The organism is Photobacterium sanguinicancri (assembly GCF_024346675.1).
Lineage (GTDB): Bacteria > Pseudomonadota > Gammaproteobacteria > Enterobacterales > Vibrionaceae > Photobacterium > Photobacterium sanguinicancri.
In genome coordinates this window covers 3,091,258-3,116,571 of record NZ_AP024850.1, presented here as the reverse complement: position 1 = coordinate 3,116,571, position 25,314 = coordinate 3,091,258, and the positions used below count along the sequence as shown (strand labels likewise).

The following is a 25,314-nucleotide window of genomic DNA, read 5'->3' as shown; positions in this document are numbered from 1 at the left end:
CCAACATGAAATTGGAGAGTGTCATGAAAACAACAAGTAGACGTACTCAACGAGATTATTCTCTTGCCTTTAAATTGGCAGTCGTAAGCCAAGTTGAAAAAGGCGAAATGACTTATAAGCAAGCTCAAGAGCGTTATGGGATCCAAGGTCGCTCTACCGTTTTAGTTTGGCTTCGCAAACATGGTCAACTAGATTGGTCTAAAGGAATAGAACAATCGAGAGCGTTAGGAGCGACTATGTCAAACCCTTCCTCAACTCAAACCCCAGAGCAACGAATCAAAGAACTCGAGCAGCAATTGGAAGAGACTCAGCTCAAAGCTGAGTTCTTTGAAGCGGTAGTAAAAGTCATGGATCGAGATTTCGGTGTCCGAATCTCAAAGAAGCGCAAGGCCGAGTTATTAAGGAAAAAACGGTCAGAAAGTTGACCGTCACTAAAGCTTGTCACTTCATAGGTATTACACGACAAGCCTTCTACAAGCGCTGTGTTGCAGAAATTCATCAAACAAAGAAAGATGAATCAGTACTCGGTTTCGTGAAGGATCAAAGGATGATGCACCCTCGTATAGGGACTCGTAAGATCAAGTATTTACTTGCTCAGAACGATATTGAAATCGGGCGAGACCGCTTATTCTCTCTGTTGAGAATGAATCGATTATTAGTGCAAAATCGAAGGGCTTATCATCGAACCACAAACAGTAATCATCGCTTTTACTGCCATCCAAATCGAATCAAAGAAGGCTTAATACCGGAAAGACCAGAGCAATTATGGGTTGCCGATATTACTTATCTAGCAACGCGACGTGGTAGTACTTATCTCAGTTTAGTGACGGACGCTTACTCAAGAAAAATCGTGGGCTATCACATAGGTGATGATATGAAAGCTCGCACGGTCAAGCAGGCCTTTTTAAACGCGTTGAAAGAGCGGAAGAATACAGGTGAGCTTGTTCATCACTCAGATCGAGGTGTTCAGTACTGCTCTGTTGAATACCAAGAGTTGCATCGACAGTATGATGTATCTTGCTCAATGACTGATGGCTATGACTGTTATCAGAATGCGTTGGCAGAGAGGATCAACGGAATACTGAAGATGGAGTATCTGTTGAATAAGCCGAATGATTTAGATGAAGCAAAGAAAATGGTCGCCGAATCAGTAAAAATCTATAATGAATATAGGCCTCACACAGCTCTAAAATACAAAACGCCCGATGAAATACATCGAGCGTTTTAGTCAATCAAGTGTCAACCCATATCAGGACGGGTCAAATAAACGCTGGGCTTATTCTTCGCCTAAGTCACCACAAAAGCGGTAGCCTTCACCGTGAATTGTCGCGATGATTTCAGGGGTGTCAGCAACAGACTCAAAGTGCTTACGGATACGACGAATCGTTACGTCAACAGTGCGGTCATGTGGCTTAAGCTCACGACCAGTCATCTTCTTAAGAAGGTCTGCACGTGTTTGAATTTTGCCTGGGTTTTCACAGAAGTGAAGTAGCGCACGGAATTCAGAGCGTGGAAGCTTGAATTGATCGCCACTTGGACTTACTAGTGAACGGCTATTGATTTCAAGTGACCAACCATTGAACTCGTAACGCTCTACAAGTTTTTTATCTTCAGTTGGTAAACCTTGATTCATTGCGCGAGTCAGTAGGTTACGTGCACGGATAGTCAGTTCACGAGGGTTGAATGGTTTAGTGATGTAATCATCAGCACCAATTTCAAGACCAAGGATCTTATCCACTTCGTTGTCACGGCCAGTTAGGAACATCAGTGCCATATCACCTTGCTCGCGTAATTCACGCGCAAGCAATAGGCCATTTTTACCCGGAAGGTTAATGTCCATGATAACTAGGTGTACATGGTGCTCAGAAAGCATCTGGTGCATTTCTGCGCCGTCATTTGCTTCAAAGACAGTATAACCCTCAGCTTCAAAGATGCTTTTAAGGGTGTTACGTGTTACGTGCTCGTCTTCTACAATTAGAATATGAGGGGTTTGCATTGGCAGTACCTAATTAAAAAACTGAATCTGGTCAAACACAGAATAGTTAAATTCTATAAAAAAAATTCACATACAGGCAAAGTCTTCTACAAAAAAACGCAGTTTATTGCGGATATAACTACCTGTGTGGTACGCCATCCTAAATTTATACCGTTACTTTCATTAAACAACGACAAAATCGTCCGAAATTCGGACATTGGCTTACAATTCCCTTGGATGGCGATGATTCTAAGCACTTAACAGCACGCTAACAATAATGGTGTATTGTTTCCTTACCGCTTTCTTGGTATTTCTTGATTTATATCAAACAGAGTGATGAATCATTACGACTATCGACAATGTTTAACAATCTCTACAAATACCTTGTTGCGTTACTGGCTTGAATCTAGCTATCTGTAAATATTTATCACGGAAGTGGTATTCAAGGTGCATTGCTACCTAGGTTGAATAACACTCTGTTTACGCAAGCTTTGCAATTCTAACAGCATTTGAGTTAATTCACATGGTTCTTCAACATTATCGTGCTGTTTAATCGCAATTTGACATTGCATATTCTGAACAACATTAACAAGCCCGCAATTCATTAGGTCAATTTTGTCACGTTACCTACACTGATTAACAAGATAATGATTTTTAGCGCTGTTTTATCTGAATCAGAGGAGGATGAGATGAAAGACTTATTACCTGATTTATGCGACCACTATGAGCAGGATGTCCGTTGGTTGCCACTTTCATTTGTCGATTATGGTGGGAAGTCGATTTTTTTTGGGGAAGTGGTCACGCTGCGTTGCTTTGAAGATAACAGCTTAGTGCGCGATATTGTCAGCCAAGATGGCAAAGACAAAGTCCTGTTTATTGATGGTCACGGGTCATGCAATCGGGCACTACTTGGTGATCAACTCGCCATGCTTGCAGTAAAGAATGGTTGGCAAGGTGTCGTCATTAATGGTGCCGCACGTGATGTCGCGACGTTATCTGAATTAGATCTTGGCGTGAAAGCGTTAAGTGCTTGTCCCATTAAAACCATTAAACGCCAAACGGGTGATTTGAATGTCACCTTAATGGTGGGGCATACCATGGTTTACCCCGGTGATTACTTATATGCAGACCTTAACGGTGTGTTATTAAGCCGCAACGCGCTCGATTTGTCGGTGTTGTAGTTGAATGTATTCGAGTCACAGTGGTTGCGAGTAATGATATCGAGTTATAGTCGCCATCAATAACAAAAGGGCAGCGCACAGAAACGTGCTTTGCCCTTTTGATTATTGCTTGTGATTTATTACTTATGATTGGTTACGTGCAATAGACTGGGTTCGTACGTGTTAAAAACGAAACCCGATGCCTAGCTGGTAAATTTGCTCTAAATCTTCGTAGTCGACAGTTGCGTGAAAATTCACTTGTTCAGTGACACTAAACTGGCTCGACACCTCCAATCCTACGGTTGCATCTTGATTGATTCTTTTCTCTGTTGTCACCGCACTGCGTAAGCTCATTTTAGGGGTGAGATTGTATTTTACGCCCGAGAGCATACCGCGGCTTGCAGCTTGTGTTTCATTGCCCGAGGTGAGTCGCGTACTCAAATACAGCTCAACATCATTACTGATTGAATAGGCGTAACCGCTATCAATTTGCCACAGATCGAACTGCTCTGCGTTTTTTGATTGCGATGACATAAACCAGCCCGTTGTTGTCTCGTCACTTATAAGGCTTAGTAGGCCCTTATCTGCTGCTGTTGTTGGTAATGCCACTACCAGCAGGGTAATTGTGATCAGCAAATTTCTCATTGCTTCACCTTCCCTGTTTGTCGTTATTTATTGGTCTGTCGCAAATTTGCCATGAAATATGAGGGATGCGACATTGCTAATAATACTAGGACAGATTTCTTATTTTTGACATGTCGTCTCAAAGTTAATGAGATATCTTGCCGATTTTTTCTACTGTATTTGAAGCATGTAACATGGTTTTAAAATTGAACGTGATCTTGCTTCGATTGAGTCTATTTATGACAAACCTGGTGTTTACAGCCATAAGAGAAAATCAGTAACGCCTACTGACAAGGCGTTACGAGAGGCCGCTGGCTGATTAGTCATTACTGACGAAAACGCAGTGCTTTGGCATAAGGATAGACATCCTCGTATTGTTGGTTTGTGATGTTCTGCTGCAGTTGACGCCAATAACTGGCTTCAAATAAATCACTATGAAGCTCATTAAACAGCGCGCGGATCTTCGGATTGATCAGCAAGAAAGTACGAAACTCTTCAGGGAATACATCGTAGATCCCCACGCTGTACCAAGGTTCGGCGGCCATTTCATCTTCGGGATAGCGTGGTGGTGGAATTTCACGAAAGTTCATCTCCGTCATGTAGCTGATTTCATCGTAATCATAGAAAACAACACGGCGGTGACGGGTGACCCCAAAGTTCTTAAATAGCATGTCACCAGGGAATATATTGGCGGCAGCCAGTTGTTTAATGGCTTTACCATACTCATCAACGGCATGGCGAAGGTCATCATCGTTAGCTTGGTCCACATAGATATTAAATGGCACCATACGGCGCTCCATGTAGAGATGCTTGATGATAATGGTATCGTCGTTAACATCGATAATCGAAGGGGCGACGTCAAGCAGTTCATCTAATAACGCATCGCAGAACCGAGCACGGTCAAAGCTAAAGTTACGGTATTCTTGCGTATCGGCCATACGACCAACCCGATCATGCTCTTTTACGAGTTTGTACTTTTCTTTGACTGTGTCGTGGCTGATGTCTTTTTGTGGGGCAAATTTGTCTTTGATGATCTTAAATACAAAGCCATAAGACGGCAGTGTAAACACTGACATCACCATTCCTTTAATGCCCTCAGCGGTAACAAATTGATCATCTGAATGTTCGAGATGAGAGAGGAATTCGCGGTACAACTCTGTTTTGCCGTGCTTCTGACAGCCAATCGCGGTGTACAGCTCGGCTCGGGTTTTGTTTGGCATCAGATCACTGAGAAACTCTACTAAAGCCGCTGGCGCAGGTGCATATACCATGAAGTAAGAGCGTGCAAAGCCAAAGATGATGCTGGCGTCATCTGCATCGTAGATACATGCATCGACATACAACTCGCCATTTGTATTGGTTAATATCGGTAAAATAAATGGGCACTGCTGCTGGTTTGCTAGCGTTATACGGCCGATTAAATACGCCGCTTTGTTGCGATAGAAGGGTTCACGAATTAACTCTAGGGTGGTGTTGTTATCGAATGCGCGGCCAAATGTTTGGGCTAGGCGTTGGCAAATTAGGCCGATATCTCTGGTTTTATCTTCCCAATCTGCGGTAAATGGGGTGTCGTTGAATAGGCGAGTAAACAGCGATTGAGTGCCATTGGTAGCGAAATAAGTGCGTGTTAATGGTGTCGGGTATGTTGGTAGCCGCCCTTCTTGCGAGCTATGTACAAACAGCTTGTCACGGTTAATGTTGCGATGTTCAAAGATCCGACAGTAGACCGAATTAAAAAAACTCTCGGCAATTTCATAGCGTGGATAGTCCAGCAAAAGATCTTCGTAAGCGGCTTTTACACCCATTAAAAAATCACGGTTAGCATAGCGTTCACCTAGCATGATCTGGATTTGACTGGTGACGAGCCCAACATGGTTAGCATAGAAACTAATGCGTTTTTTTAGCGCGAGGTGAACGGCAGGCCAATCCTGCTTTTCAAAGCGTGCTTGTGCGCCAGCGGTGACATCTAAAAAACGACCGTACATGGCATCAAAGCCCTGCAAGATGGTGTGAGCAACAAGTTGTTCCATGGCTGTGGTCATTCGGGTCCCTCCAGAATGATGAATGGCTATGCGTCAACAGTGCATGTTCGTACTCAAAAGAGAGAACGCTGAAGATATATGAACACTATGCAACGACTGGCGTTTAACTGCAATCAAAGCAGGTGGTTTTTTATACGTCTTACCAATAATGAACAATAGCAGCTTGTCCTTATAAACGTGTGTTTCTGGCGGTTTTCCGTATTAGAAGAAATAGAAATTGGTTGACTCGTCACCAAATGTTCGGTAAACGTTAAGTAATCCAGCATATTGAGAACGACTTTTAGTCATGATGAAAAACGTATTCAGCACAATTACCACGATTATTATTACCAGCACCATGGGTGTTGGGGCTCGCTGATACGTACAAGAATTATCAGAGAAGCCCGCACCCCAATCAGGTGCGGGCTTTTTTTTAACTTTGACATCACAATTTAGGTTGACCATTACACTGCGTTTTATGCAGTTAGTCTGAGAAATTAAGGGATTTGGGAGTAGGGAATGCGCGTATTAAAGTTTGGTGGTTCATCGTTGGCGGATGCCGATCGATTTTCAAGAGCGGCAGATATCATTGCGAACAACGCTCGTCAGAGTGAAGTCTCTGTTGTGCTATCTGCGCCGGGAAAAGTAACCAATAAATTAGTATCCGTGATCGATAGCACGGTTGCGAAAGGTGAAGCAGAGCTGCAGCTGGCCGATTTAGAAAATGTCTTTCAAACCTTGTTCACGGATTTAAAAGCCGTTGAACCTAACTTTGATAAAGCGCTTTTAGACGCCAAGTTAGCCAGTTCACTCGGACAGTTAAAGCAATACGTTCATGGTATTAAGTTGTTAGGGTTATGCCCGAATAACGTCTACGCCAAAATGATCAGTAAAGGTGAGCGTTTGTCGATTGTGGCCATGAAAGCCATGCTCGAAGCTAAGGGCTTGAAAGGCAATTTAATTGACCCCGTTGAATACCTATTAGCACATGGCGAGTACCTTGAAGCACATGTTGATATTGAGGTATCTACTCAGAACTTTAAACGTAACCCTTTGCCTACTGGGCACGTTAATATCATGCCCGGTTTTACGGCGGGTAATGAAAAAGGTGAGCTAGTCACACTAGGGCGTAATGGTTCTGACTATTCAGCTGCGGTACTGGCCGCGTGTTTACGTGCCGAGTGTTGTGAAATTTGGACCGATGTGGATGGCGTTTACAGTTGTGATCCGCGCATTGTGCCAGATGCCCGTCAAATCAAATCGCTTAGCTACCAAGAAGCCATGGAGCTGTCCTACTTTGGCGCTTCAGTCTTACACCCTAAAACCATCGCACCTATTGCGCAATTCCACATTCCTTGCTTAATCAAAAACAGTTTTAATCCTCAAGGTGCTGGCTCCTTAATTGGTCAAGATACGGGTGAGGATAATCTTGATATCAAAGGGATCACTACCCTTAAAGATCTCACTATGGTGAACGTGTCAGGCCCTGGCATGAAAGGCATGGTTGGCATGGCGAGCCGCGTGTTTGGTGCGATGTCGATTGCGGGTGTGTCGATTGTGTTGATCACCCAGTCATCATCTGAATACAGCATTAGCTTCTGTATTGAGAGTGAAGATAAAGTCGCTGCCAAGCAAGCACTGCAAGATAACTTCGAGCTGGAGCTGAAAGAAGGGCTACTAGAGCCTGTAGAGTTTTTAGATGACGTGGCTATTGTTACTTTGGTGGGTGACGGTATGCGCACTTCTCGTGGTATCGCTTCGCGCTTCTTTACCTCACTAGCAGAGGTTAACGTCAATATTGTTGCGATTGCACAGGGATCATCTGAGCGGGCAATTTCTGCGGTTATCCCTGCCGACAAAGTATCAGAATCGGTAAAAGCGTGTCATGAGAATCTCTTTAACAGCCAGCATTTCCTCGATGTCTTTGTGGTTGGTGTTGGTGGTGTCGGCGGTGAGTTGGTGGATCAAATTCAACGACAACAAAGCAAATTGGCAGACAAAGGTATTGTGATCCGTGTTTGTGGTCTAGCCAATAGTCGTGGTTTATTGCTAGACAGTAATGGCTTGCCGTTAGAAAACTGGCGTGACCAAATGGGTGAAGCGCAGCAGCATTTTGAGTTATCTAGTTTGATCCAGCTGGTGCAGCGTAATCACATTATTAACCCTGTTATTATTGATTGTACGTCTGAACAAGCGATTGCCGATCAATATGTGGACTTCCTAAGTGCGGGTTTCCACGTGATCACACCAAACAAAAAATCCAATACGGCAAGTATGGCTTACTACCATCAGCTTCGCCAAGCGGCACGCGGCACACGTCGTAAATTCATGTACGACACGACTGTGGGTGCCGGCTTACCTGTGATTGAAAACTTGCAAAACTTATTGGCTGCCGGTGATGAATTATCGCGCTTCTCGGGGATTTTATCAGGCTCAATGTCTTATATCTTCGGTAAGCTAGATGAAGGGATGAGCTTTAGCGAGGCGACAACTGTTGCCCGCAATAATGGCTTTACTGAGCCAGATCCGCGAGACGATCTTTCGGGGATGGACGTGGCACGTAAGTTACTGATTCTTGCTCGTGAATCTGGGTTGTCACTCGAACTTGATGACGTGGTTGTTGAACAAGCATTGCCGCCGGGTTTTGATGCTGATGGTTCTGTCGATGATTTTATGGCGCGTCTGCCTGAGGCTGATGCCTATTTCAAACAATTATCAGACACCGCAGCGAAAGATGGAAAAGTATTACGTTATATTGGTGAAATTGATCAGGGGCAGTGTAGTGTGAAACTGTCGGCTGTTGATGGTGACGACCCAATGTTTAAAATTAAAGATGGTGAAAATGCACTGGCATTCTATAGCCGCTATTACCAACCTATCCCGTTAGTTTTACGTGGATACGGTGCGGGAACTGAAGTGACTGCGGCGGGCGTGTTTGCAGACTTGATGCGTACGTTAGGCTGGAAATTAGGGGTATAAGATGAGTGTAGTGGTATATGCGCCAGCATCGATTGGCAATGTCAGTGTCGGTTTCGACGTACTGGGCGCGGCGGTTTCGCCGCTAGACGGTTCATTACTTGGGGATCGCGTTAAAGTTGAAACTAGCGCCCAAGCATTTGAACTCGCGTGCGTGGGGGATTTTGTTGCTAAGTTACCGCCAAAACCAGAAGACAATATTGTGTTTGATTGCTGGCAAGTGTTTGCACGTGAACTTGATAAAAAAGGGTTATCGGTTAAGCCCATTAAAATGACGCTAGAGAAAAACATGCCGATTGGTTCAGGGCTTGGATCTAGTGCTTGCTCTGTTGTTGCGGCGCTGGATGCCCTTAATCAGTTCCATGACTTACCATTAACGGAGACTGAATTATTGGCGTTAATGGGGGAAATGGAAGCCAAGATTTCTGGTAGTCTTCACTATGACAATGTGGCACCTTGTTACCTCGGTGGCCTGCAATTTATGGTGGAAGAACTGGGTATTATTAGCCAATCCGTTCCGTGTTTTGATGATTGGTATTGGGTGATGGCGTACCCAGGAATCAAAGTTCCAACAGCAGAAGCGCGTGCGATTTTACCCTCGCAATACCGTCGCCAAGATGTGATTGCCCATGGTCGCCACTTAGCTGGTTTTATTCATGCTTGCTATTCAAAGCAACCAGCATTAGCAGCCAAAATGATTAAAGACGTGGTCGCAGAGCCTTACCGTGAGCAATTATTACCAGGCTTTGGTAAAGCACGGGAATACGCATTGCAAGCTGGTGCGCTGGCAAGCGGGATCTCAGGTTCTGGCCCGACGATGTTCACTGCATGTGACAACCTTGAAGTGGCAGAGCGTATTGCCCGTTGGTTGCAAGAAAACTATATACAAAATGACGAAGGATTTGTCCACGTCTGTCGCCTCGACAGTCAGGGCTCAAAAGTAACAGGAAGTGAGCTATAACCATGAAGCTGTATAACTTAAAAGAACATCAAGAACAGGTATCGTTTTCTCAAGCGGTACGTCAGGGCCTAGGGCGTAACCAAGGCTTATTTTTTCCATCAGAGTTACCTGAACTTGGCGACATTGATGCGTTGCTAGAGCTGGATTTTGTTAGCCGAAGCAGCAAAATTTTATCGGCTTTTATCGGTGAAGAGCTAGCAAGCGATACTGTTGCTCAAATGGTTGAACATGCTTTTCAATTTGAGGCGCCCGTCGCCAAAGTCAAAGAGGGTGTTTACGCGTTAGAGCTTTTTCATGGCCCTACGTTGGCGTTTAAAGATTTTGGTGGCCGCTTCATGGCACAATCTTTAGCTGCTGTTACCGACCATAATGGTCACATTACGATCTTAACGGCGACCTCTGGTGACACAGGTGCGGCTGTGGCTCATGCTTTTTATGGTATGGACAACATCAAGGTCGTCATCCTGTATCCGAAAGGCAAAATCAGCCCACTACAAGAAAAGTTGTTTTGTACCTTAGGTGGCAATATCACAACCGTTGCGGTAAATGGCACTTTTGATGATTGCCAAGCGTTGGTAAAAGCGGCTTTTGATGATGACCAATTGCGCCAAGATATTGGGTTAAATTCAGCTAACTCTATTAATATCAGTCGCCTAATGGCGCAAGTTTGTTATTACTTTGAAGCAGTGGCGCAACTTCCTAAAGCTGCACGCGGTGAGTTAGTGGTGTCTGTGCCTAGCGGCAATTTTGGTAACTTAACGGCGGGGTTATTGGCTAAATCGTTAGGCTTACCAGTGAAGCGCTTTATTGTGGCAACCAATGCCAACGACACTGTGCCGCGCTACCTTGAAACCGGGAAGTGGTCACCGAATGTAACTGTCCCCACTATTTCAAATGCAATGGATGTGAGTGAGCCAAACAACTGGCCACGTATTGAAGCGCTATGCCAAGTAAAAGGTTGGGGGCTTAACGAACTCGGTTACGGTTCAGTTACTGATGAGCAAGCCGCTGAAACATTACGTGAAATGCACAGTGAAGGTTACTTATGTGAACCGCACGGTGCGATTGCTTATCGTGTATTGAATGAGCAGCTACATGACGGGGAAACGGGGCTATTTTTATGCACAGCCCATCCTGCAAAGTTTATCGAAGTTGTTGAAGAGATTCTTGAGCAGAAAATTGATTTACCCGCGACATTGGCGAAACACGGTGCGATGGAGTTGCTCTCACTTGAGCGTGAAAAAGACTTTGAACAGCTCAAAGCCGTGTTGTATAGCGTACAGAGCTAAACGTTATTGAGATAGTCGTCTTAATGAACAGAAAAACGGTAGTCGATGACTACCGTTTTTTTATGCAAGCGAGAAGCGATTAATAAAATAAGAGGTAATTAAGCTTCTTCTTGTATTGCGTTCGCTTGCTCTGCTTTTGGCTTGGCAAAACGGTTAACCCATAGCGAAATAGCACCGTCCCCTGTGATATTACAGGCAGTACCAAAGCTGTCTTGTGCCATGTAGAGCGCAATCATTAAGGCTAGCTCTGCTTCACCAAAACCCAGCATTGTCGACATTAGGCCGAGCGCAGCCATTACCGCACCACCCGGTGCGCCAGGGGCCGCAATCATAGTAATGCCTAGCATCATGATGAAGGGTAGCATTTCCCACAATGAAGGGATCGCGATGTGCTGACTGAGCGCCATCACCGCCGTTGAACAGGTCACCAAGGTAATGGTTGATCCTGAAAGGTGGATGGTGGCACAAAGTGGCACGGTAAAGTTAGCTATCGATTCATCAACACCATTCACTTTGGTTTGGCGCAAAGTAACCGGAATGGTTGCCGCGGAAGACATAGTCCCCACTGCAGTAAAGTAAGCGGGCAGCATGTTTTTAATTAAAGTAAATGGCGACTTGCCTAAAGCCAGACCTGTAACTGTGTACTGGATAGTGATCCATACCCAGTGCATCATAATGGCCAACGCTAACACGACCCCAAAGGTTTTTAAGGTCGTAAATACCGTGCCTTCTGCCGCCATTTCGGCAAAGACACCTGCAATGTAGAAGGGCAAGAAAGGAATAATGACTTTCGCCAGTAACAAATCAATGACGCCACGTCCTTCATCTGCCAATTTTCGAAGACCATTACTGTTCGTAATACTGATCCCCATACCAAATAGGAAAGCAGTGGCTAGTGCGGTCATCACCCCAAATAAAGGCGGGATCTCAATCGTCATAAAACTAGTGAGGGTGTCTGATGCATTAGCGGCTGCGGCTGTTGGTTCAGGTAAACCTGCGATAACAATACTGGCAACAATAAAGGCGAGGCTACCAGCAATGATGGTAGAGCCGTAAGAAAGGGCGACCGTTTTACTTAAGAGTGAACCAGAGTTCTTCGGTAAGCTGGCAATGCCGCTGGTAATGTAAAACAGAATGATTAACGGGATAGTAAACCCGATTAATTGTCCTCCAAGTTGCTTGATGGTAAGTAGTAGGCGGATGACGCCATCTGGTGCGTAAAACCCGAGTAAGATACCGACTAAAATACCGGCAATCAGTTTGAGGATTAACTTCATAACGCTGACTCCTGAGATGCATATCGTGGCTAAATCGCAGAATATATATTATGTGGCTAATTAACTGTTCGTTAATTAGACAATGCCAATAACCTACTCTTTTTATGGCTGAATTCGCTATTAACTGTCTCGAATTGAGATATATATATTAAATTGATTGCATTTTGTGATGAGAGTTGAAGGCGCAAGAGTAACGAGTGGTGAGGGCGACAGAAGAAGTGTGAGCTGCTTTTTAAACATAAAAAAAACGGCATCCAGGAGGATGCCGCTTTTACGAATTTTTGCTAACAGGCTGTGATTACAGAGTGTTAGTGAAAGTACGAGCGATAACATCGCGTTGTTGTTCAACTGTTAGTGAGTTGAAACGTACAGCGTAACCCGATACACGGATAGTTAGCTGTGGGTACTTTTCAGGGTGCTTAGCAGCGTCTTCTAGCGTTTCACGCTTAAGAACGTTTACGTTTAAGTGTTGGCCGCCTTCGATTTTAGCCGGAGCCTCGATAGCAACTTCGCGGCTTTCGTATTCACCTAGATCTGCTGCAGGAATAACTTGATCCGCCTCAAAACCAGCAGAAGCAGCAACACAGCGTGCTTCGTTAGTTTCGCTATCTAGTAGCCAGATAGAGTTTAGTAGATCGTCGTTTACTGCTTTAGTGATTTGAATACCTGTGATCATGACTTACTCCTTGAAGGATTGTAGTTAGTTTTTCGATTTAATGTCGAGCTGGTCGTATTATATATGCCTAATGGCATAAAATGATATTGATTTAGATCAAATTACTACGAAAAACCTCAAAAATCTTAGGGCTGTTTTATTGAGCTATATCAAGATAAACGCACTATTATTGGTTTGTTACGCTATTTTTATATTTTAAAATATATTTTAAACTTTCATTTGTAATTTTATTACTACATTTCTGAGGGGGCTTAATGGCGCAATCCCTTGAAAAATGCACGTATCACCTACCTATTTTGTTGTAATTGCCGTGCAAAAGTAACAGCAATTAAAAAGACAAGAATGGCATTTGCACTTCCGTTAAAATGAAAGTCGAGAAAGTGAATTATCAATAAAAAGGGTCAACAGTGAAGTTAATTGGTGCGCATGTTTCAGCCGCAGGTGGTGTTCAAAATGCACCGCAAAATGCTTCAGCGCTTGGCGCAAATGCATTTGCTTTGTTTACTAAGAATCAACGTCAGTGGGTAGCTAAGCCTTTAGAGCAAGATATCATTAATAAATTTAAAGCTTGTTGTCAGTTTTTAGGGTTTGGGCCTGAGGCGATTTTACCTCATGATTCGTACCTAATTAATTTGGGGGCGCCTGAAGCAGAAAAGTTAGAAAAGTCGCGCAGCGCTTTTATCGATGAGATGCAACGGTGTCAGCAGCTCGGCTTAACCTTGCTTAACTTCCATCCAGGTAGCCACCTTAAAAAGATCTCTGAGCGTGATTGCTTGGCATTAATTGCGGAATCTATCAATTTAGCACATGCAGAAGTGCCTGATGTTGTCGCGGTTATCGAGAATACAGCAGGACAAGGCAGTAACCTTGGTTGGCGTTTTGAGCACCTTGCCGAGATTATTGAGCAGGTTGAAGATAAATCTCGGGTTGGGGTGTGTATCGACACCTGCCATACATTTGCTGCAGGCTATGATTTACGTACAGAGGAGGCGACGGAAGCTACGTTTGCTGAATTTGATCACGTAGTGGGTATGCAGTATTTACGCGCAATGCACTTGAATGATTCAAAAGGAAAGCTGGATAGTCACCTTGATCGCCACCATAGCTTAGGTGAAGGGGAGATTGGTTGGGATTGTTTCCGTTTCCTTATGCAAGATTCGCGTTTTGATAATATGCCATTGGTACTGGAAACGATTAACCCTGACTTATGGCGTCAAGAGATTGAGACGTTACGTAGCTTTATCCCTGCAACACGTTGATATTTTAGCGCAATAAAAGCAACCTTATAAAATTAAAGCACTAATAGTGCGCATCAATGCGTATTATCAGTGCTTTTAGGTTTATAGCGGGAAAATAGATACAGCATGATTTTAATTTAAGGTTTTGATTGTAAAGAGATACCTGAAATTTATGCCAAGTTGGCACTTATCTTTCATTCGTAGAGGTAACAGGTATATAGCTTCTTATGTCTCGGTGGCTTTTTATTACATCAGCATCAAAGGTGATCTCATGACTCTTATTTATGTACATGCCCTATCTATAGGCTCTGTTACATCACTGCCTCAGGCGTATCGCCCAATCCAAGGCCGTGGTCATTGGCGCACTCCCGTGGTGCCACACAAATGATTCGCTGTCCTTATTATAATGGCTCGGTAAAATACGGGTCATTATTATTGGTTGTAGGACATGCTCATGATTCACACTTTCAACTGGCAAACCTTATTTTCGCAAGAAAGCACTAAAGAATACTTTACGCATATTGAAGACTATGTCGCGAATCAGCGTGCGGCAGGCAAGGCCATATTCCCACCTGAAGCTGATGTATTTAATGCGTTTGATTCTACGCCTTTTGATCAAGTGAAAGTTGTCATTTTAGGGCAAGATCCCTACCACGGCCCTCATCAAGCACACGGCCTGAGTTTTTCTGTATTACCTGGAGTCAAAACACCCCCCTCACTCGCGAATATGTATAAAGAATTAGCGACCGACATTGATGGCTTTATTATCCCTAACCATGGCTATCTACAGCCTTGGGCTCAGCAAGGTGTTTTGTTACTTAATACCGTACTGACGGTTGAGCAGGGTAAGGCCCACTCGCATGCCAAAATTGGTTGGGAAACGTTTACCGATCATGTCATTGAGGCGTTGAATTCACAGGCTGAAGGCCTTGTCTTTTTGCTGTGGGGCGCGCACGCACAGAAAAAAGGAAAGCAAATTGATACGACTCGTCACCACGTTTTGACCTCGGCTCACCCGTCACCCCTGTCTGCGTACCGTGGTTTCTTTGGTTGTCAGCATTTCTCCCAGACAAATACCCTGCTGTCGCAGATGAATAAGTCAGAGATTGATTGGCACTTAAAAGATATTGCTTAATATTTATTCATTTTCGGTGGTTTTATTTGTATTGGTGATTGAATAATCAAGATCAATCCATCCTTTCACTTCCTTTAATACGCTTAAGTTATATCGAGCTAAACATGGGTTTAGCTTGGTAACACTGCTTCAAGGATCAGAGAGTAATGATGCTCGGATGCTATCAAGGAAGGTTAGCTGGGAGGTAAGTATGATGTTAGATAAAATTCACACTGAACATGGTTACATTAACCGCTTATTATGTATTTTGGAGCAAAAGCTTCATGCTATTCAGCAAGGCCAACCCGTCAATTATAGTTTGATTAAAGACATTGTTGAGTATCTTCATAAGCATGCTGAGTGTTGTCATCATCCGAAAGAAGATGTGATTTATCAGTATTACCAAGAGAAGTATGCCGATAAAGGGGTGATGGAAAAGCTGGATGTAGAGCATCATGACTTGTCGCAATTAACTGAAGCTTTTGCAGATGCTGTTGATATGATTTTAATGGATGCCGTGATCCCACTTGATGTCTTTGCCGATAAACTGAATCAGTTTGTTACTCGCCAACGAGCACATTTAGAGTTTGAAGAAAAATACGTTTTTCCTTTAATCCGCCGTCACTTTACGACGCAAGATTGGATCGCCGTGGGCGAACGTTACCAAGAGTGCGAATGTGATCCTTTATTTGGTGATCAAGTATTACCTCGTTATCAGCGTTTACATGAACGATTAGTTGCCTCTGTTTAATCATCTAATCGTTCGAATTCAACGAATGGGAACCTTTCAATAATGCTGCCAAATTGAAGGCAAGCGCCAATGATTGGCGCTTGTACGTTTGTGCGGTTAATAGTCAAGAAGATCGTCTGAGATGTCTCTCAGCATATCGATACCTTCAAGTTCCTTTTGTAGTCGTTGTTTATCTTTCAAGGCTTCAATTTCACGCCATTTACGTTTAACCGGTTTACCGCGGCTAGCACGAGCGGGACGTTCGATTGCAAGAATGTCGTCGAATGCATAGTTATCCATAATTAGCACCTCTTTCCTTACAGGGATGAAGCAATCTGACCGATACAGATAAACTGCTGACGAAATAGCCAGATTGCCTTCTAGTTAAATAGCACACTGACAAATAAAATAAAATTGATGTATTTCGCAAATGTTATCGTTATATGAAGTTTTTATGTGGCCGACTTCTCAATCGCAATCTGACTGGTGAAAAAATGCGCAAGGTAAACGTTTGCGAAGGGTGCTAAACGTATTGAAATTAATGTTTTTTTGACTGCAGATTTATAGGTGGGAACCGAGTAATACGCGTGTTACAAGCCCAGAAGTACTGGTATGTTATTCACTTTTTCGGTGTCTGCTTTTTATGCGGTGACTACCACTTAAATTCATTGATAATAGTGTGTTGCACATTGTTAGGTAAAATGTTGCAATTGGTCGTTAGTGAAGCTGTTCTCAAATGGTCATAATGGAAGAGTTTTGCAGTGGTGTGCATTTTGCTGCATATTGCGTTGATAGCCTTTTCTTTGGCATGATCACCCGCCATCAGTTGCTTGGTCAGTGATCAACGCATCATAAATCAGCCTTTTTATTTTTTATGAAGTGCTGACAGTACGCTTATTTGTCTACGGTGTTGTACCGCAAACACATAACAACAACTAAGGTTGTGTTAAACAACCACGAATAATTTTACGTATTCTGGTTCACTTTGAACGCAGAATTATTTCTATTTTTATGATTTATAGAGGGGGAAACGTGACAAGTCAGATTAACTTCTTAAACGATCTGTTATGGGGTTCCGTACTTATTTACCTCCTTATTGGGGTAGGTGTCTACTTTACTTACCGTCTTGGGTTTATTCAGTTCCGTCACTTTGGCCATATGTTTAGTGTGATGAAGAACAGCCGTAAGTCAGACAAGTCTGGAATCTCATCATTTCAAGCATTGTGTACTAGCCTTGCAGCCCGTGTTGGTACGGGGAATATGGCTGGTGTTGCTGTTGCCCTGACGTTAGGTGGCCCTGGAGCCATTTTTTGGATGTGGCTAATTGCGATGCTAGGTATGGCAACTGCATTTGCAGAAAGTGCGCTAGCGCAACTGTATAAGACGCGCGATGATGAAGGTAATTATCGTGGTGGCCCGGCCTATTACATGGAAAAAGGTCTGGGTATGCGCTGGATGGGCGTCGTATTCTCCATTTGTTTGATCATTGCTTTCGGCCTCGTTTTTAACTCGGTGCAAGCCAACTCTATTACGCAAGCAATGAATGTCGCCTTTGGTTGGAATCCGATGTATGTCGGTATCGCTTTGGTGGTTATGGCAGGTTTCATTATCTTTGGTGGTATGCGGACAATTGCGCGTACAGCAGAGTTACTTGTTCCAACGATGGCATTGTTTTACTTGTTGATCGCGATGTACATCATGGCGATTAACATTGAAAAGTTACCTGATGTACTGATGTTAATTTTCCGCAGTGCGTTTGGCTTGGAAGAAGCGGCCTCTGGTGCGCTGGGTTACACCATTGCGCAAGGTATGATTAATGGCCTTAAGCGTGGACTATTCTCGAACGAAGCAGGTATGGGTTCGGCACCGAATGCCGCGGCTTCTGCGACACCGTATCCACCACACCCTGCATCACAAGGTTATGTGCAAATGCTGGGCGTATTTATGGATACCATTGTCATTTGTTCTTCGACTGTCGCAATTATCTTGATGTCCGGTGAATATGTACCGCACGGTGAGGTGACGGGTATTGAGTTAACGCAGCGTGCACTGAGTTCGCAAGTGGGTGATTGGGGCGCTATTTTTATCGCTGTAGCCATTTTCTTCTTTGCTTTTACGTCATTGGTTGCGAATTATTCTTACGCTGAAACAAACCTGATCTTCTTAGAGCATAATCATAAAGCGGGCTTAAATGTATTCCGTGTGGTGGTGTTGGGTATGGTGATGTTTGGCGCGGTAGCGGATCTACCCACTGTATGGGCGATGGCTGATGTATCGATGGGGATGATGGCCATTATCAACCTGGTGGCGATAGTGCTCTTATCGGGCACTGTAGTGAAGCTGGCAACGGATTACAATAAACAGTTGGCGCAAGGGAAAGTCCCCACATTTGATAGTAAAGACTACCCTGAACTGCATGCTCAGCTTGAAGAAGGTATTTGGGATCAGAATAAGGATGATCCCAGCAGCAAGAGATAAGCGGTGCGAATATAGCTTTACTCTATTGCAGTAATTCAAAAAGCCACGCGACATTCGCGTGGCTTTTTTGTATTTAGGTGATACCCTTTTTAGCAAATTATAGAAAGAATAAAACTCAGCTGAAAAGGGAATAAAGCCTTATGTTAATTGTGGTTTCTCCTGCGAAAACGCTCGACTATGAATCGCCTTTAGTGACTCAAACATACACACAGCCGACATTAACGGATCATTCAGCGGCGCTGATTAAGGTCTGTCGTGAACTGACGCCAGCTGACATTTCTACCCTAATGAAAGTGAGCGATAAAATTGCAGGTTTGAATGTCGCCCGCTTTACTGAATGGCAACCTGAATTCACGTTAGAAAATAGCCGCCAAGCGATTTTGGCGTTTAAAGGTGATGTGTATACCGGCCTTGACGTTGAAACGATGACCGAAGATGATTTCGCTTGGGCGCAAAATCACTTACGCATGTTATCGGGTCTTTATGGTTTATTACGCCCACTTGATTTGATGCAAGCTTACCGCCTAGAAATGGGCACTAAGCTAGCGAATGATCGTGGTACTAACTTGTACCAGTTTTGGGGCAATATCATCACTGAGACCTTGAATTCAGCCTTGATTGAGCAAGGTGATGAGGTGTTAATTAACCTTGCATCGAATGAATACTTTAAAGCGGTTAAGCCTAAATCACTGAAAGCGAAAGTGATCACGCCAGTATTTAAAGACTGCAAAAATGGCACCTATAAAGTAATTAGCTTTTATGCAAAAAAAGCACGCGGCATGATGGCGCGTTACATTATCGACAATCGCGTTGATTCGGTAGAGGCATTGAAGGCGTTTGATGTCGCTGGCTACTACTTTGTTGAAGTAGAATCGACCGCAACCGAGTTTGTCTTCAAGCGTGAAGAACAAACTAAATAAGCGTCTTTTTTACGTCGTTTAATGGCAAAATGTGGGTATTAAAAAAGGCAGTGTCATCGACACTGCCTTTTTGTTATTTGGTGCTCTATGTTAAGTAAAAAGCTTATGCGTCTTTTTTGGTCGCAGTGTTTTTCTTTTGCTTTTTCAGCGCTTTCTTTTGCTTCGCTGCTTTTAGCTTCTTATCAACTTTTACTTTTTTCTTCTTAACGGTTTTCGACTTTTTGCTTTGTGGGCGTAAACCTTCAAGGAAGCGCTCAGGCACTTCTTCTTTCATGTAGCGGCTAATACGTTCCATCATGCCTTGGTCGTGCGCTTCTACAAGAGAAATCGCAGTCCCTTTCTTACCTGCACGTGCTGTACGGCCGATGCGGTGTAGGTACACATCTGAAGTGCGAGGTAAGTCGAAGTTAATTACGTGGCTGATGTCGGGTAAATCGATACCACGTGCGGCAACGTCGGTTGCAAGCAATACAGAGACTTCACCGCTACGGAAACGTTCGATAGCATTAATACGTGATACTTGCGCCATCTCGCCTTGGATCCAGCTGCATTTGATATCCATCGATGCAAGTTGATCACGTAGTTCACCTAAACGCTCACGGGTTTTGATGAATACGATGCTACGCTCTGTTTGGTTTTTTAACAGCTCTTCAAGTATCGCCAGCTTGTGCGGCATGTTGTCACAGCGCAGGTACAGCTGGTGGATCTTCTTACGTTCACGACGAGAAGGTTCTGCATCCACTTCAACAGGTTCGTTCAAAATGGTTTCAGAGAACTCACGTACGCCTTTACCTTCAAGCGTTGCTGAAAACAGCATGCTCTGATTACGCCAGCGACATTCATTATGAATACGGTCAACGATTTTGGTGAAGCCCATGTCTAGCATGCGATCGGCTTCATCAAGAATAAGACATTCGATAGCACGGCAGTCAAAGCGCTCTGACTCAATGTATTCCATTAGACGGCCAGGTGTTGCAACAACAAGATCTTGAGTTTTACCCAGAAGCTCTGCATGGTCGTCGTAAGAAATACCACCAGTAATGGTGAAAATGTTCAGCTGCGTGTGTTTTGCCAGGTTACGTGCTTCTTCAGCTACTTGGATAGCAAGCTCACGTGTCGGTGTTAAAATCAATACGCGTGCAGGCCCAGGTTTCTTGCGTGGGAAGTCCAACAAGTGTTGGATCATCGGAAGAAGAAACGCGGCGGTTTTTCCGGTGCCCGTAGGAGCTGAAGCCAACACATCGCGGCCGTCCAAGGCATGAGGGATAGCCTGCGCCTGAATATCTGTCGGGCGTGAATAACCTATTTCTGCAATTGCTTTTAATAGTTCGCTATCTAACTCTAATTCGGAAAAGTCTCTCACCAGTCATCTCTCCTCGGGAATAAGACCAACGCCAGCCATTACATAATTGTACGAGGTAATGGCAAGAGGCATAAATATAAGGGGCGGCATTATATACCCAAATGGCAGCAAGATGCGAGGTTCCCCGTTACTGCGTTTATATCATGGTATTTATTACATTTTTAAGTAGAAGCTTTGGGTTAATTCGATGAACGCATCAGAGTATTGGCCTTGCTGATGAATATTCAGTTGTTGATGTTCAGTGTCGCACTCGTTAGGTGTCAGTGAAAACAATAAACGGTTAATGGGTTTACGCTCTGTGGTGCGAATTTCACATAGGCGTTGGCAGTATAAACCGTGAGTTTTCGCGGCGGTAATGAACAAGCGCCCTTCGTATTCCGGCAAGATGAAGCTGGCGATGCCATTGGGTGTCAGTAAACGTTTCACACTCTCTATTAGATTGTGGTGGCTTAACGTGTCGGTATGGCGTGCCGTTGCTCGTTTATCACAATTGGCTTGCTGGCCAAAATTGAAATAAGGAGGGTTACAAATAATGGTATCTATGCTGTGTGGTGCTTGTTGGTGTTGCCAGTGCTGCAGATCGGCATGATGAATACGCAGGCGATCAGCCCATGGCGATTGCTGAGCATTGTGTGTTGCTGCTTTGACTGCACTGACGTCGATATCAAGTGCGATGATAGGGTTGCGGCTTTCGACACTGCGCTGTGCACTCATCAAGGCTAATAATCCACTACCCGTGCCAATATCGAGAATCGTGCCATGCGCGAATAAAGGCGCCCATGCACCAAGTAAGACGCCATCAGTGCTAACTGGCATGCCACAGCCTAAGTCATCAACGTGGAATTGTTTGAAAGTAAAGCCGTTTGCCATGTTTCCTCCTGTTTCAAACGTCAGTATATCGGGCTTTCGCTCTATTGATTAGGGAATATTACGTGGCTTTCTTAGCTTCATATGGAATATTTATCTATTTGAGATCTGTTATATTGCCATTCAATATTGGTTGTTAGTTCTAGTGGCTCTTTTTTATTTGGAGTTATTATCTGCCTTTTGCGGTTGCACCTTGGATATAGTGGTGTTTTACCCTGCATGGTTGCTTATTGTGCATTTTTTCTTCATTATGCTGACATATTTGTTACAACTCGCTATAAGTGGTTAGTAACAAAATAATAACAATATGCAGACATAAATCATGAACTAGACAAAGAGTGAAGGTGCAGTTTGAAAAAGACACTCAAAGTAACAGACATCCTAGCATTGGGTTTTATGACCTTTGCGTTTTTCTTGGGGGCGGGAAATATCATATTTCCGCCACAGGCAGGTCAATTGGCGGGCGATAACTTACTCCCCGCTATGTTTGGTTTTCTTTCTACCGCAGTCGGTCTTCCACTGATTACGATTATTGCTGTTGCCGTTGCCGGTGGTGGCTGGAAAGGATTAACCCGTGATCTACCCCCTTCGGTAGCGACCCTGATGGCAGTGCTGATTTTTATCATTATTGGTCCAGCTTTTGCAGCACCCCGTACAGGCCTTGTCGCGTATGAAATGGCAGTTAAACCGTTTATTGCAGATGCAGGCCAACTGAGTTTGACGCTGTTTTCGGTCGTGTTCTTTGCGGTTGCTTTACTGTTCGCATGGTCACGCGGCAAACTGATTGACATGATTGGTAAGTTTTTAACACCGGCACTATTTGCTGTGTTAGCGATTCTTGCGATCGCTGTTTTTGTGAACCCTCAGGGTGACATTCTTCCTGCTCAAGGTGATTATGTTGCACAAGCGTTTACAACAGGTTTCCTTGAAGGCTATAACACCATGGATACCTTTGCAGCACTGATGTTCGGTATGCTGATTGTTGATGTTATCCGCAAAAAGGGTGTGACAGACGAGAAAACAACCTGCACCTACTTGGTATATGCTGGTGTGATTGCAGCTGCTGGTCTTGCGTTTGTGTATATCTCGCTGTTTTACTTAGGTGCGACCAGTGCAGGTATTGCTGCTGGTGCTGAAAATGGTGGCGCAATCCTTGGTATTTATGTTCACGCATTGTTTGGTGGAACTGGCCAAGTTATTCTTTCAACTATCGTTTTACTTGCGTGTCTAACAACGGCTATCGGCCTTATCAGTGCTTGTTCTGATTACTTCAGTTCACTGACTAAACTGTCTTACGAAAAGTGGGCTGTGATTTTAGCGGTAGCGTGTGGGGTGGTTGCTAACGTTGGTCTTAATCAGCTTATCTCACTGTCGATTCCTGTATTGTTTGCACTATACCCTGTTGCTGTTGCTTTAGTGGCACTAACATTTGTACGTAAATGGTTACCAAACCCACGCGTTGCATACCGTGCGGTGCTATTAGTGTCATTAGTGTTTAGCTTCATTGATGCGGCTAAGTTCATGGGTATTGATGTTTCTGCATTCAACGTATTGCCACTGTTCGATTACGGCATGGCTTGGGTTATCCCTACATTTGCAGCAATGGTGATTACACGTTTTGTCGGTGCGCCAGCACAGCAGCAAGATGCACAAACCGCATAAGCTTATTTTTTGCTGAGATAAATTGGCAGCGATACATTTGCTGCGGCAAAGAAGCCAAATGTGAGTAAAAAAAAATGGGATGCCTTGGCATCCCATTTTTGTATCTGGTCGTTCAGTGAACAAGGACGTTTACAGCGTTTCAGCGTATTCCGTCATGATTTGTTCGCACCACATTGTGATTCGCAGGTCGCTCTGTTCAAATTGACTGTCTTCATCTAGAGCTAGGCCAACGAAAAATTGCTCATCTTCAGTTAGGGCTTTCGATGCTTCAAACTCATAGCCTTTGTTTTCCCAATAACCCACGAAATTTGCACCCGTTGGCAATAGCTTATCGTGTAACATGCCCATCGCATCTAGAAACCACTCTGTGTAGCCTTCTTGATCACCTAAGCCAAAGAGTGCAATGGTTTTCCCTGTAAGCTGTAAACCATTGAGCTGTTCCCAAACCGCTTCCCAGTCTTCCTGAAGTTCACCAAAGTCCCAAGTCGAGATCCCTAAAATAAGCATGTCGTATTGGTTCATTTCACTGATGTCAGTTTCTTTGATGTTATGCAGTGTGACCAGCTCAGGTCCGATACAGTCTCGAATTTTTTCGGCTGCCATTTCGGTGTAACAAGTGGTCGAGCCGTAGAATAGGCCTATGTTCATGAGGGCTTCTCGTCGGTTGAGGGCGTACCTATCGGTATGGAATAGCGAGAGTGTACCTGTGTTGCTTACAATCCTCTATGGTTTGCTGCGGTTGAGCGCAATAAGAGAGGTGACTTTTTTGCGATAAATAGACTACTATAGCTAAAAATACTGTGTTTATACCCAGTAGATAAATGTTGGGCTGGTATCTAGGACTTATACCTAGGGCTTACACCCACAAACTAAAAGTCCGAGGTTGTCGTGGAAAATGATGAAATCAGTATCGAGCGCTTTCTCGATGCAATGTGGATGGAAAGAGGGTTATCTGAAAACACCTTAATGTCATACCGCAATGACTTATTGAAATTACAGCACTGGCTGACCGATAACGGACTTACGGTTTTGACAGTGTCAGAAGATGATTTGCATAAATATCAGCAATGGTTATTTGATGCCGATTATAAACAAACTTCTCGTGCAAGAATGGCCTCGGCGATCCGTCGTTTATTCCAATACTTGAACCGTGAAAAAATGCGAGTGGATGATCCCAGTGCGATGCTTGTTAGCCCGCGCTTGCCTAAGCGATTACCGAAAGATATTAGTGAAGGCGAAGTCGGCGCATTATTGGATGCCCCTGATCCTAACGATCCGCTTGAATTGCGTGATAAAGCGATGTTGGAATTGCTTTATGCGACAGGGTTACGGGTAACTGAGTTAGTCAGCTTGACCATGGAAAATGTCAGCTTACGGCAAGGTGTGGTGCGTGTTATTGGTAAGGGTGAAAAAGAACGCCTTGTGCCAATGGGCGAAGATGCCATTGATTGGATCGAGCAATTTATTGAGTCTGGGCGTCCACTATTATTGGGTGAAAAAACCTCAGATGTGGTTTTTCCTAGCCGACGAGCTAAGCAGATGACGCGCCAAACGTTTTGGCATCGGATCAAGCACTACGCTGTGCGGGCAGGGATTGATACCGAAAAGCTGTCACCGCACGTGATGCGTCATGCGTTTGCGACACACTTATTGAATTACGGTGCTGACTTGCGAGTCGTACAGATGTTGCTTGGCCATAGTGACCTATCGACAACTCAGATCTATACTCATGTTGCGACCGAACGCTTGAAACAACTGCATCAAACGCATCACCCACGTGCTTGAACATTGCGAATATGTTCGCAAACTGGAAGTATGATCTGTTGCGTATTCATGCGGTTGCTTTATGCTGCCAAGCGAAGAAACAAACCTACTATGTTCTATTGCCTAATGTATTTGGCGAAAAGAAAAGAGAAAGCCTGTTAGTGAGGAACTTTGAAAGTTTTTTGCACTCTTACAGGTCTGTTCTTGTAGTGGGTAGTG

The 25,314-nt window shown here is 44.1% G+C and carries 21 protein-coding genes and 1 other annotated feature; of the genes, 12 read left to right on the top strand and 9 right to left on the bottom strand.

Annotation, left to right across the window (positions count from 1 at the left end; genetic code table 11):
• The first annotated feature begins 23 nt into the window (after window positions 1-23).
• Window positions 24-1,228, top strand: a protein-coding gene (locus tag OCU87_RS14380; RefSeq protein WP_261856952.1) for an IS3 family transposase whose coding sequence is annotated in 2 segments (ribosomal slippage) — window positions 24-411 and window positions 411-1,228 — 1,206 coding nt in all. Because the reading frame shifts where the segments join, the coding sequence is not laid out codon by codon here.
• 48 nt (window positions 1,229-1,276) lie between these two features.
• Here the strand turns inward: OCU87_RS14380 and arcA are convergent.
• A complete protein-coding gene (gene arcA, locus OCU87_RS14375) occupies window positions 1,277-1,996 on the bottom strand; it encodes a two-component system response regulator ArcA (protein WP_048900329.1) in 720 nt (239 codons plus the stop codon).
• A gap of 668 nt (window positions 1,997-2,664) precedes the next feature.
• Between arcA and OCU87_RS14370 the strand changes: the two genes are divergently transcribed.
• Window positions 2,665-3,156 carry a putative 4-hydroxy-4-methyl-2-oxoglutarate aldolase gene (locus OCU87_RS14370; protein WP_062691246.1) on the top strand — a complete coding sequence of 164 codons (492 nt, stop codon included), beginning with the start codon at window positions 2,665-2,667 and terminating at the stop codon, window positions 3,154-3,156.
• A 162-nt stretch (window positions 3,157-3,318) separates the two neighbouring features.
• Here OCU87_RS14370 and OCU87_RS14365 read toward each other — a convergent pair whose 3' ends face one another.
• Together OCU87_RS14365 and aceK are read right to left on the bottom strand one after the other, a co-directional pair.
• Entirely contained in the window at window positions 3,319-3,780 is a 462-nt protein-coding gene (locus OCU87_RS14365; RefSeq protein ID WP_261857442.1) for a hypothetical protein, read from the bottom strand.
• Window positions 3,781-4,085: 305 nt separating this feature from the next.
• Window positions 4,086-5,801 carry a bifunctional isocitrate dehydrogenase kinase/phosphatase gene (gene aceK / locus OCU87_RS14360; RefSeq protein ID WP_261857441.1) on the bottom strand — a complete coding sequence of 572 codons (1,716 nt, stop codon included), beginning with the start codon at window positions 5,799-5,801 and terminating at the stop codon, window positions 4,086-4,088.
• A gap of 299 nt (window positions 5,802-6,100) precedes the next feature.
• Window positions 6,101-6,216: a sequence feature (Thr leader region), on the top strand.
• Window positions 6,217-6,299: 83 nt separating this feature from the next.
• Here aceK and thrA point away from each other — a divergent pair.
• Genes thrA through thrC form a run of 3 tightly spaced genes read left to right on the top strand, consistent with a single transcriptional unit; the run spans window position 6,300 to window position 11,006 of the window.
• Window positions 6,300-8,759 carry a bifunctional aspartate kinase/homoserine dehydrogenase I gene (gene thrA, locus OCU87_RS14355; protein WP_062691249.1) on the top strand — a complete coding sequence of 820 codons (2,460 nt, stop codon included), beginning with the start codon at window positions 6,300-6,302 and terminating at the stop codon, window positions 8,757-8,759.
• 1 nt (window position 8,760) lies between these two features.
• Window positions 8,761-9,717, top strand: a complete 957-nt coding sequence (gene thrB, locus OCU87_RS14350; protein WP_062691250.1) for a homoserine kinase — start codon at window positions 8,761-8,763, stop codon at window positions 9,715-9,717.
• 2 nt (window positions 9,718-9,719) lie between these two features.
• On the top strand, window positions 9,720-11,006 hold the full coding sequence (thrC, locus tag OCU87_RS14345; RefSeq protein ID WP_261857440.1) for a threonine synthase: 1,287 nt from the start codon (window positions 9,720-9,722) through the stop codon (window positions 11,004-11,006).
• A gap of 98 nt (window positions 11,007-11,104) precedes the next feature.
• Here the strand turns inward: thrC and OCU87_RS14340 are convergent, their stop codons facing one another.
• Window positions 11,105-12,283, bottom strand: a complete 1,179-nt coding sequence (locus OCU87_RS14340; protein ID WP_261857439.1) for a dicarboxylate/amino acid:cation symporter — start codon at window positions 12,281-12,283, stop codon at window positions 11,105-11,107.
• A gap of 298 nt (window positions 12,284-12,581) precedes the next feature.
• A complete protein-coding gene (grcA, locus tag OCU87_RS14335) occupies window positions 12,582-12,959 on the bottom strand; it encodes an autonomous glycyl radical cofactor GrcA (RefSeq protein WP_062691252.1) in 378 nt (125 codons plus the stop codon).
• A gap of 407 nt (window positions 12,960-13,366) precedes the next feature.
• Between grcA and nfo the strand changes: the two genes are divergently transcribed.
• From nfo to OCU87_RS14320, 3 genes are all read left to right on the top strand, one after another.
• Window positions 13,367-14,218, top strand: coding sequence for a deoxyribonuclease IV (gene nfo / locus OCU87_RS14330; protein ID WP_062691253.1), 852 nt, complete (start codon window positions 13,367-13,369; stop codon window positions 14,216-14,218).
• A gap of 433 nt (window positions 14,219-14,651) precedes the next feature.
• A complete protein-coding gene (ung, locus tag OCU87_RS14325) occupies window positions 14,652-15,332 on the top strand; it encodes a uracil-DNA glycosylase (RefSeq protein WP_261857438.1) in 681 nt (226 codons plus the stop codon).
• A 190-nt stretch (window positions 15,333-15,522) separates the two neighbouring features.
• A complete protein-coding gene (locus OCU87_RS14320; protein WP_062691254.1) occupies window positions 15,523-16,062 on the top strand; it encodes a hemerythrin domain-containing protein in 540 nt (179 codons plus the stop codon).
• 96 nt (window positions 16,063-16,158) lie between these two features.
• Here OCU87_RS14320 and OCU87_RS14315 read toward each other — a convergent pair whose 3' ends face one another.
• Window positions 16,159-16,341: a DUF3545 family protein gene (locus tag OCU87_RS14315; protein WP_094957280.1), complete on the bottom strand. Its 183-nt coding sequence runs from the start codon at window positions 16,339-16,341 to the stop codon at window positions 16,159-16,161.
• A 732-nt stretch (window positions 16,342-17,073) separates the two neighbouring features.
• Between OCU87_RS14315 and OCU87_RS14310 the strand changes: the two genes are divergently transcribed.
• Both OCU87_RS14310 and yaaA read left to right on the top strand, forming a co-directional pair.
• Window positions 17,074-18,519 (top strand): alanine/glycine:cation symporter family protein, encoded by a 1,446-nt coding sequence (locus OCU87_RS14310; RefSeq protein WP_261857437.1) that lies wholly within the window; start codon window positions 17,074-17,076, stop codon window positions 18,517-18,519.
• Window positions 18,520-18,659: 140 nt separating this feature from the next.
• A complete protein-coding gene (yaaA, locus tag OCU87_RS14305) occupies window positions 18,660-19,439 on the top strand; it encodes a peroxide stress protein YaaA (RefSeq protein ID WP_261857436.1) in 780 nt (259 codons plus the stop codon).
• 103 nt (window positions 19,440-19,542) lie between these two features.
• Here the strand turns inward: yaaA and srmB are convergent, their stop codons facing one another.
• Window positions 19,543-20,802: an ATP-dependent RNA helicase SrmB gene (srmB, locus tag OCU87_RS14300; RefSeq protein ID WP_062691257.1), complete on the bottom strand. Its 1,260-nt coding sequence runs from the start codon at window positions 20,800-20,802 to the stop codon at window positions 19,543-19,545.
• A 153-nt stretch (window positions 20,803-20,955) separates the two neighbouring features.
• Window positions 20,956-21,672: a tRNA1(Val) (adenine(37)-N6)-methyltransferase gene (locus tag OCU87_RS14295; RefSeq protein WP_261857435.1), complete on the bottom strand. Its 717-nt coding sequence runs from the start codon at window positions 21,670-21,672 to the stop codon at window positions 20,956-20,958.
• Window positions 21,673-22,020: 348 nt separating this feature from the next.
• Between OCU87_RS14295 and brnQ the strand changes: the two genes are divergently transcribed.
• Window positions 22,021-23,331, top strand: a complete 1,311-nt coding sequence (gene brnQ / locus OCU87_RS14290; protein ID WP_062691258.1) for a branched-chain amino acid transport system II carrier protein — start codon at window positions 22,021-22,023, stop codon at window positions 23,329-23,331.
• Between the two features lie 129 nt (window positions 23,332-23,460).
• Here brnQ and fldB read toward each other — a convergent pair whose 3' ends face one another.
• Window positions 23,461-23,979 (bottom strand): flavodoxin FldB, encoded by a 519-nt coding sequence (fldB, locus tag OCU87_RS14285; RefSeq protein ID WP_261857434.1) that lies wholly within the window; start codon window positions 23,977-23,979, stop codon window positions 23,461-23,463.
• Between the two features lie 282 nt (window positions 23,980-24,261).
• Here fldB and xerD point away from each other — a divergent pair, with 282 nt between their 5' ends.
• Window positions 24,262-25,116 carry a site-specific tyrosine recombinase XerD gene (gene xerD / locus OCU87_RS14280; protein WP_261858391.1) on the top strand — a complete coding sequence of 285 codons (855 nt, stop codon included), beginning with the start codon at window positions 24,262-24,264 and terminating at the stop codon, window positions 25,114-25,116.
• Window positions 25,117-25,314 lie beyond the last annotated feature (198 nt).

Coding starts and splice junctions, on each gene's coding strand:
- arcA (WP_048900329.1), bottom strand. CDS start 1,996: ATGCAAACCCCTCATATTCTAATTGTAGAAGACGAGCACGTAACACGT.
- OCU87_RS14370 (WP_062691246.1), top strand. CDS start 2,665: ATGAAAGACTTATTACCTGATTTATGCGACCACTATGAGCAGGATGTC.
- OCU87_RS14365 (WP_261857442.1), bottom strand. CDS start 3,780: ATGAGAAATTTGCTGATCACAATTACCCTGCTGGTAGTGGCATTACCA.
- aceK (WP_261857441.1), bottom strand. CDS start 5,801: ATGACCACAGCCATGGAACAACTTGTTGCTCACACCATCTTGCAGGGC.
- thrA (WP_062691249.1), top strand. CDS start 6,300: ATGCGCGTATTAAAGTTTGGTGGTTCATCGTTGGCGGATGCCGATCGA.
- thrB (WP_062691250.1), top strand. CDS start 8,761: ATGAGTGTAGTGGTATATGCGCCAGCATCGATTGGCAATGTCAGTGTC.
- thrC (WP_261857440.1), top strand. CDS start 9,720: ATGAAGCTGTATAACTTAAAAGAACATCAAGAACAGGTATCGTTTTCT.
- OCU87_RS14340 (WP_261857439.1), bottom strand. CDS start 12,283: ATGAAGTTAATCCTCAAACTGATTGCCGGTATTTTAGTCGGTATCTTA.
- grcA (WP_062691252.1), bottom strand. CDS start 12,959: ATGATCACAGGTATTCAAATCACTAAAGCAGTAAACGACGATCTACTA.
- ung (WP_261857438.1), top strand. CDS start 14,652: ATGATTCACACTTTCAACTGGCAAACCTTATTTTCGCAAGAAAGCACT.
- OCU87_RS14320 (WP_062691254.1), top strand. CDS start 15,523: ATGATGTTAGATAAAATTCACACTGAACATGGTTACATTAACCGCTTA.
- OCU87_RS14315 (WP_094957280.1), bottom strand. CDS start 16,341: ATGGATAACTATGCATTCGACGACATTCTTGCAATCGAACGTCCCGCT.
- yaaA (WP_261857436.1), top strand. CDS start 18,660: ATGTTAATTGTGGTTTCTCCTGCGAAAACGCTCGACTATGAATCGCCT.
- OCU87_RS14295 (WP_261857435.1), bottom strand. CDS start 21,672: ATGGCAAACGGCTTTACTTTCAAACAATTCCACGTTGATGACTTAGGC.
- fldB (WP_261857434.1), bottom strand. CDS start 23,979: ATGAACATAGGCCTATTCTACGGCTCGACCACTTGTTACACCGAAATG.
- xerD (WP_261858391.1), top strand. CDS start 24,262: ATGTGGATGGAAAGAGGGTTATCTGAAAACACCTTAATGTCATACCGC.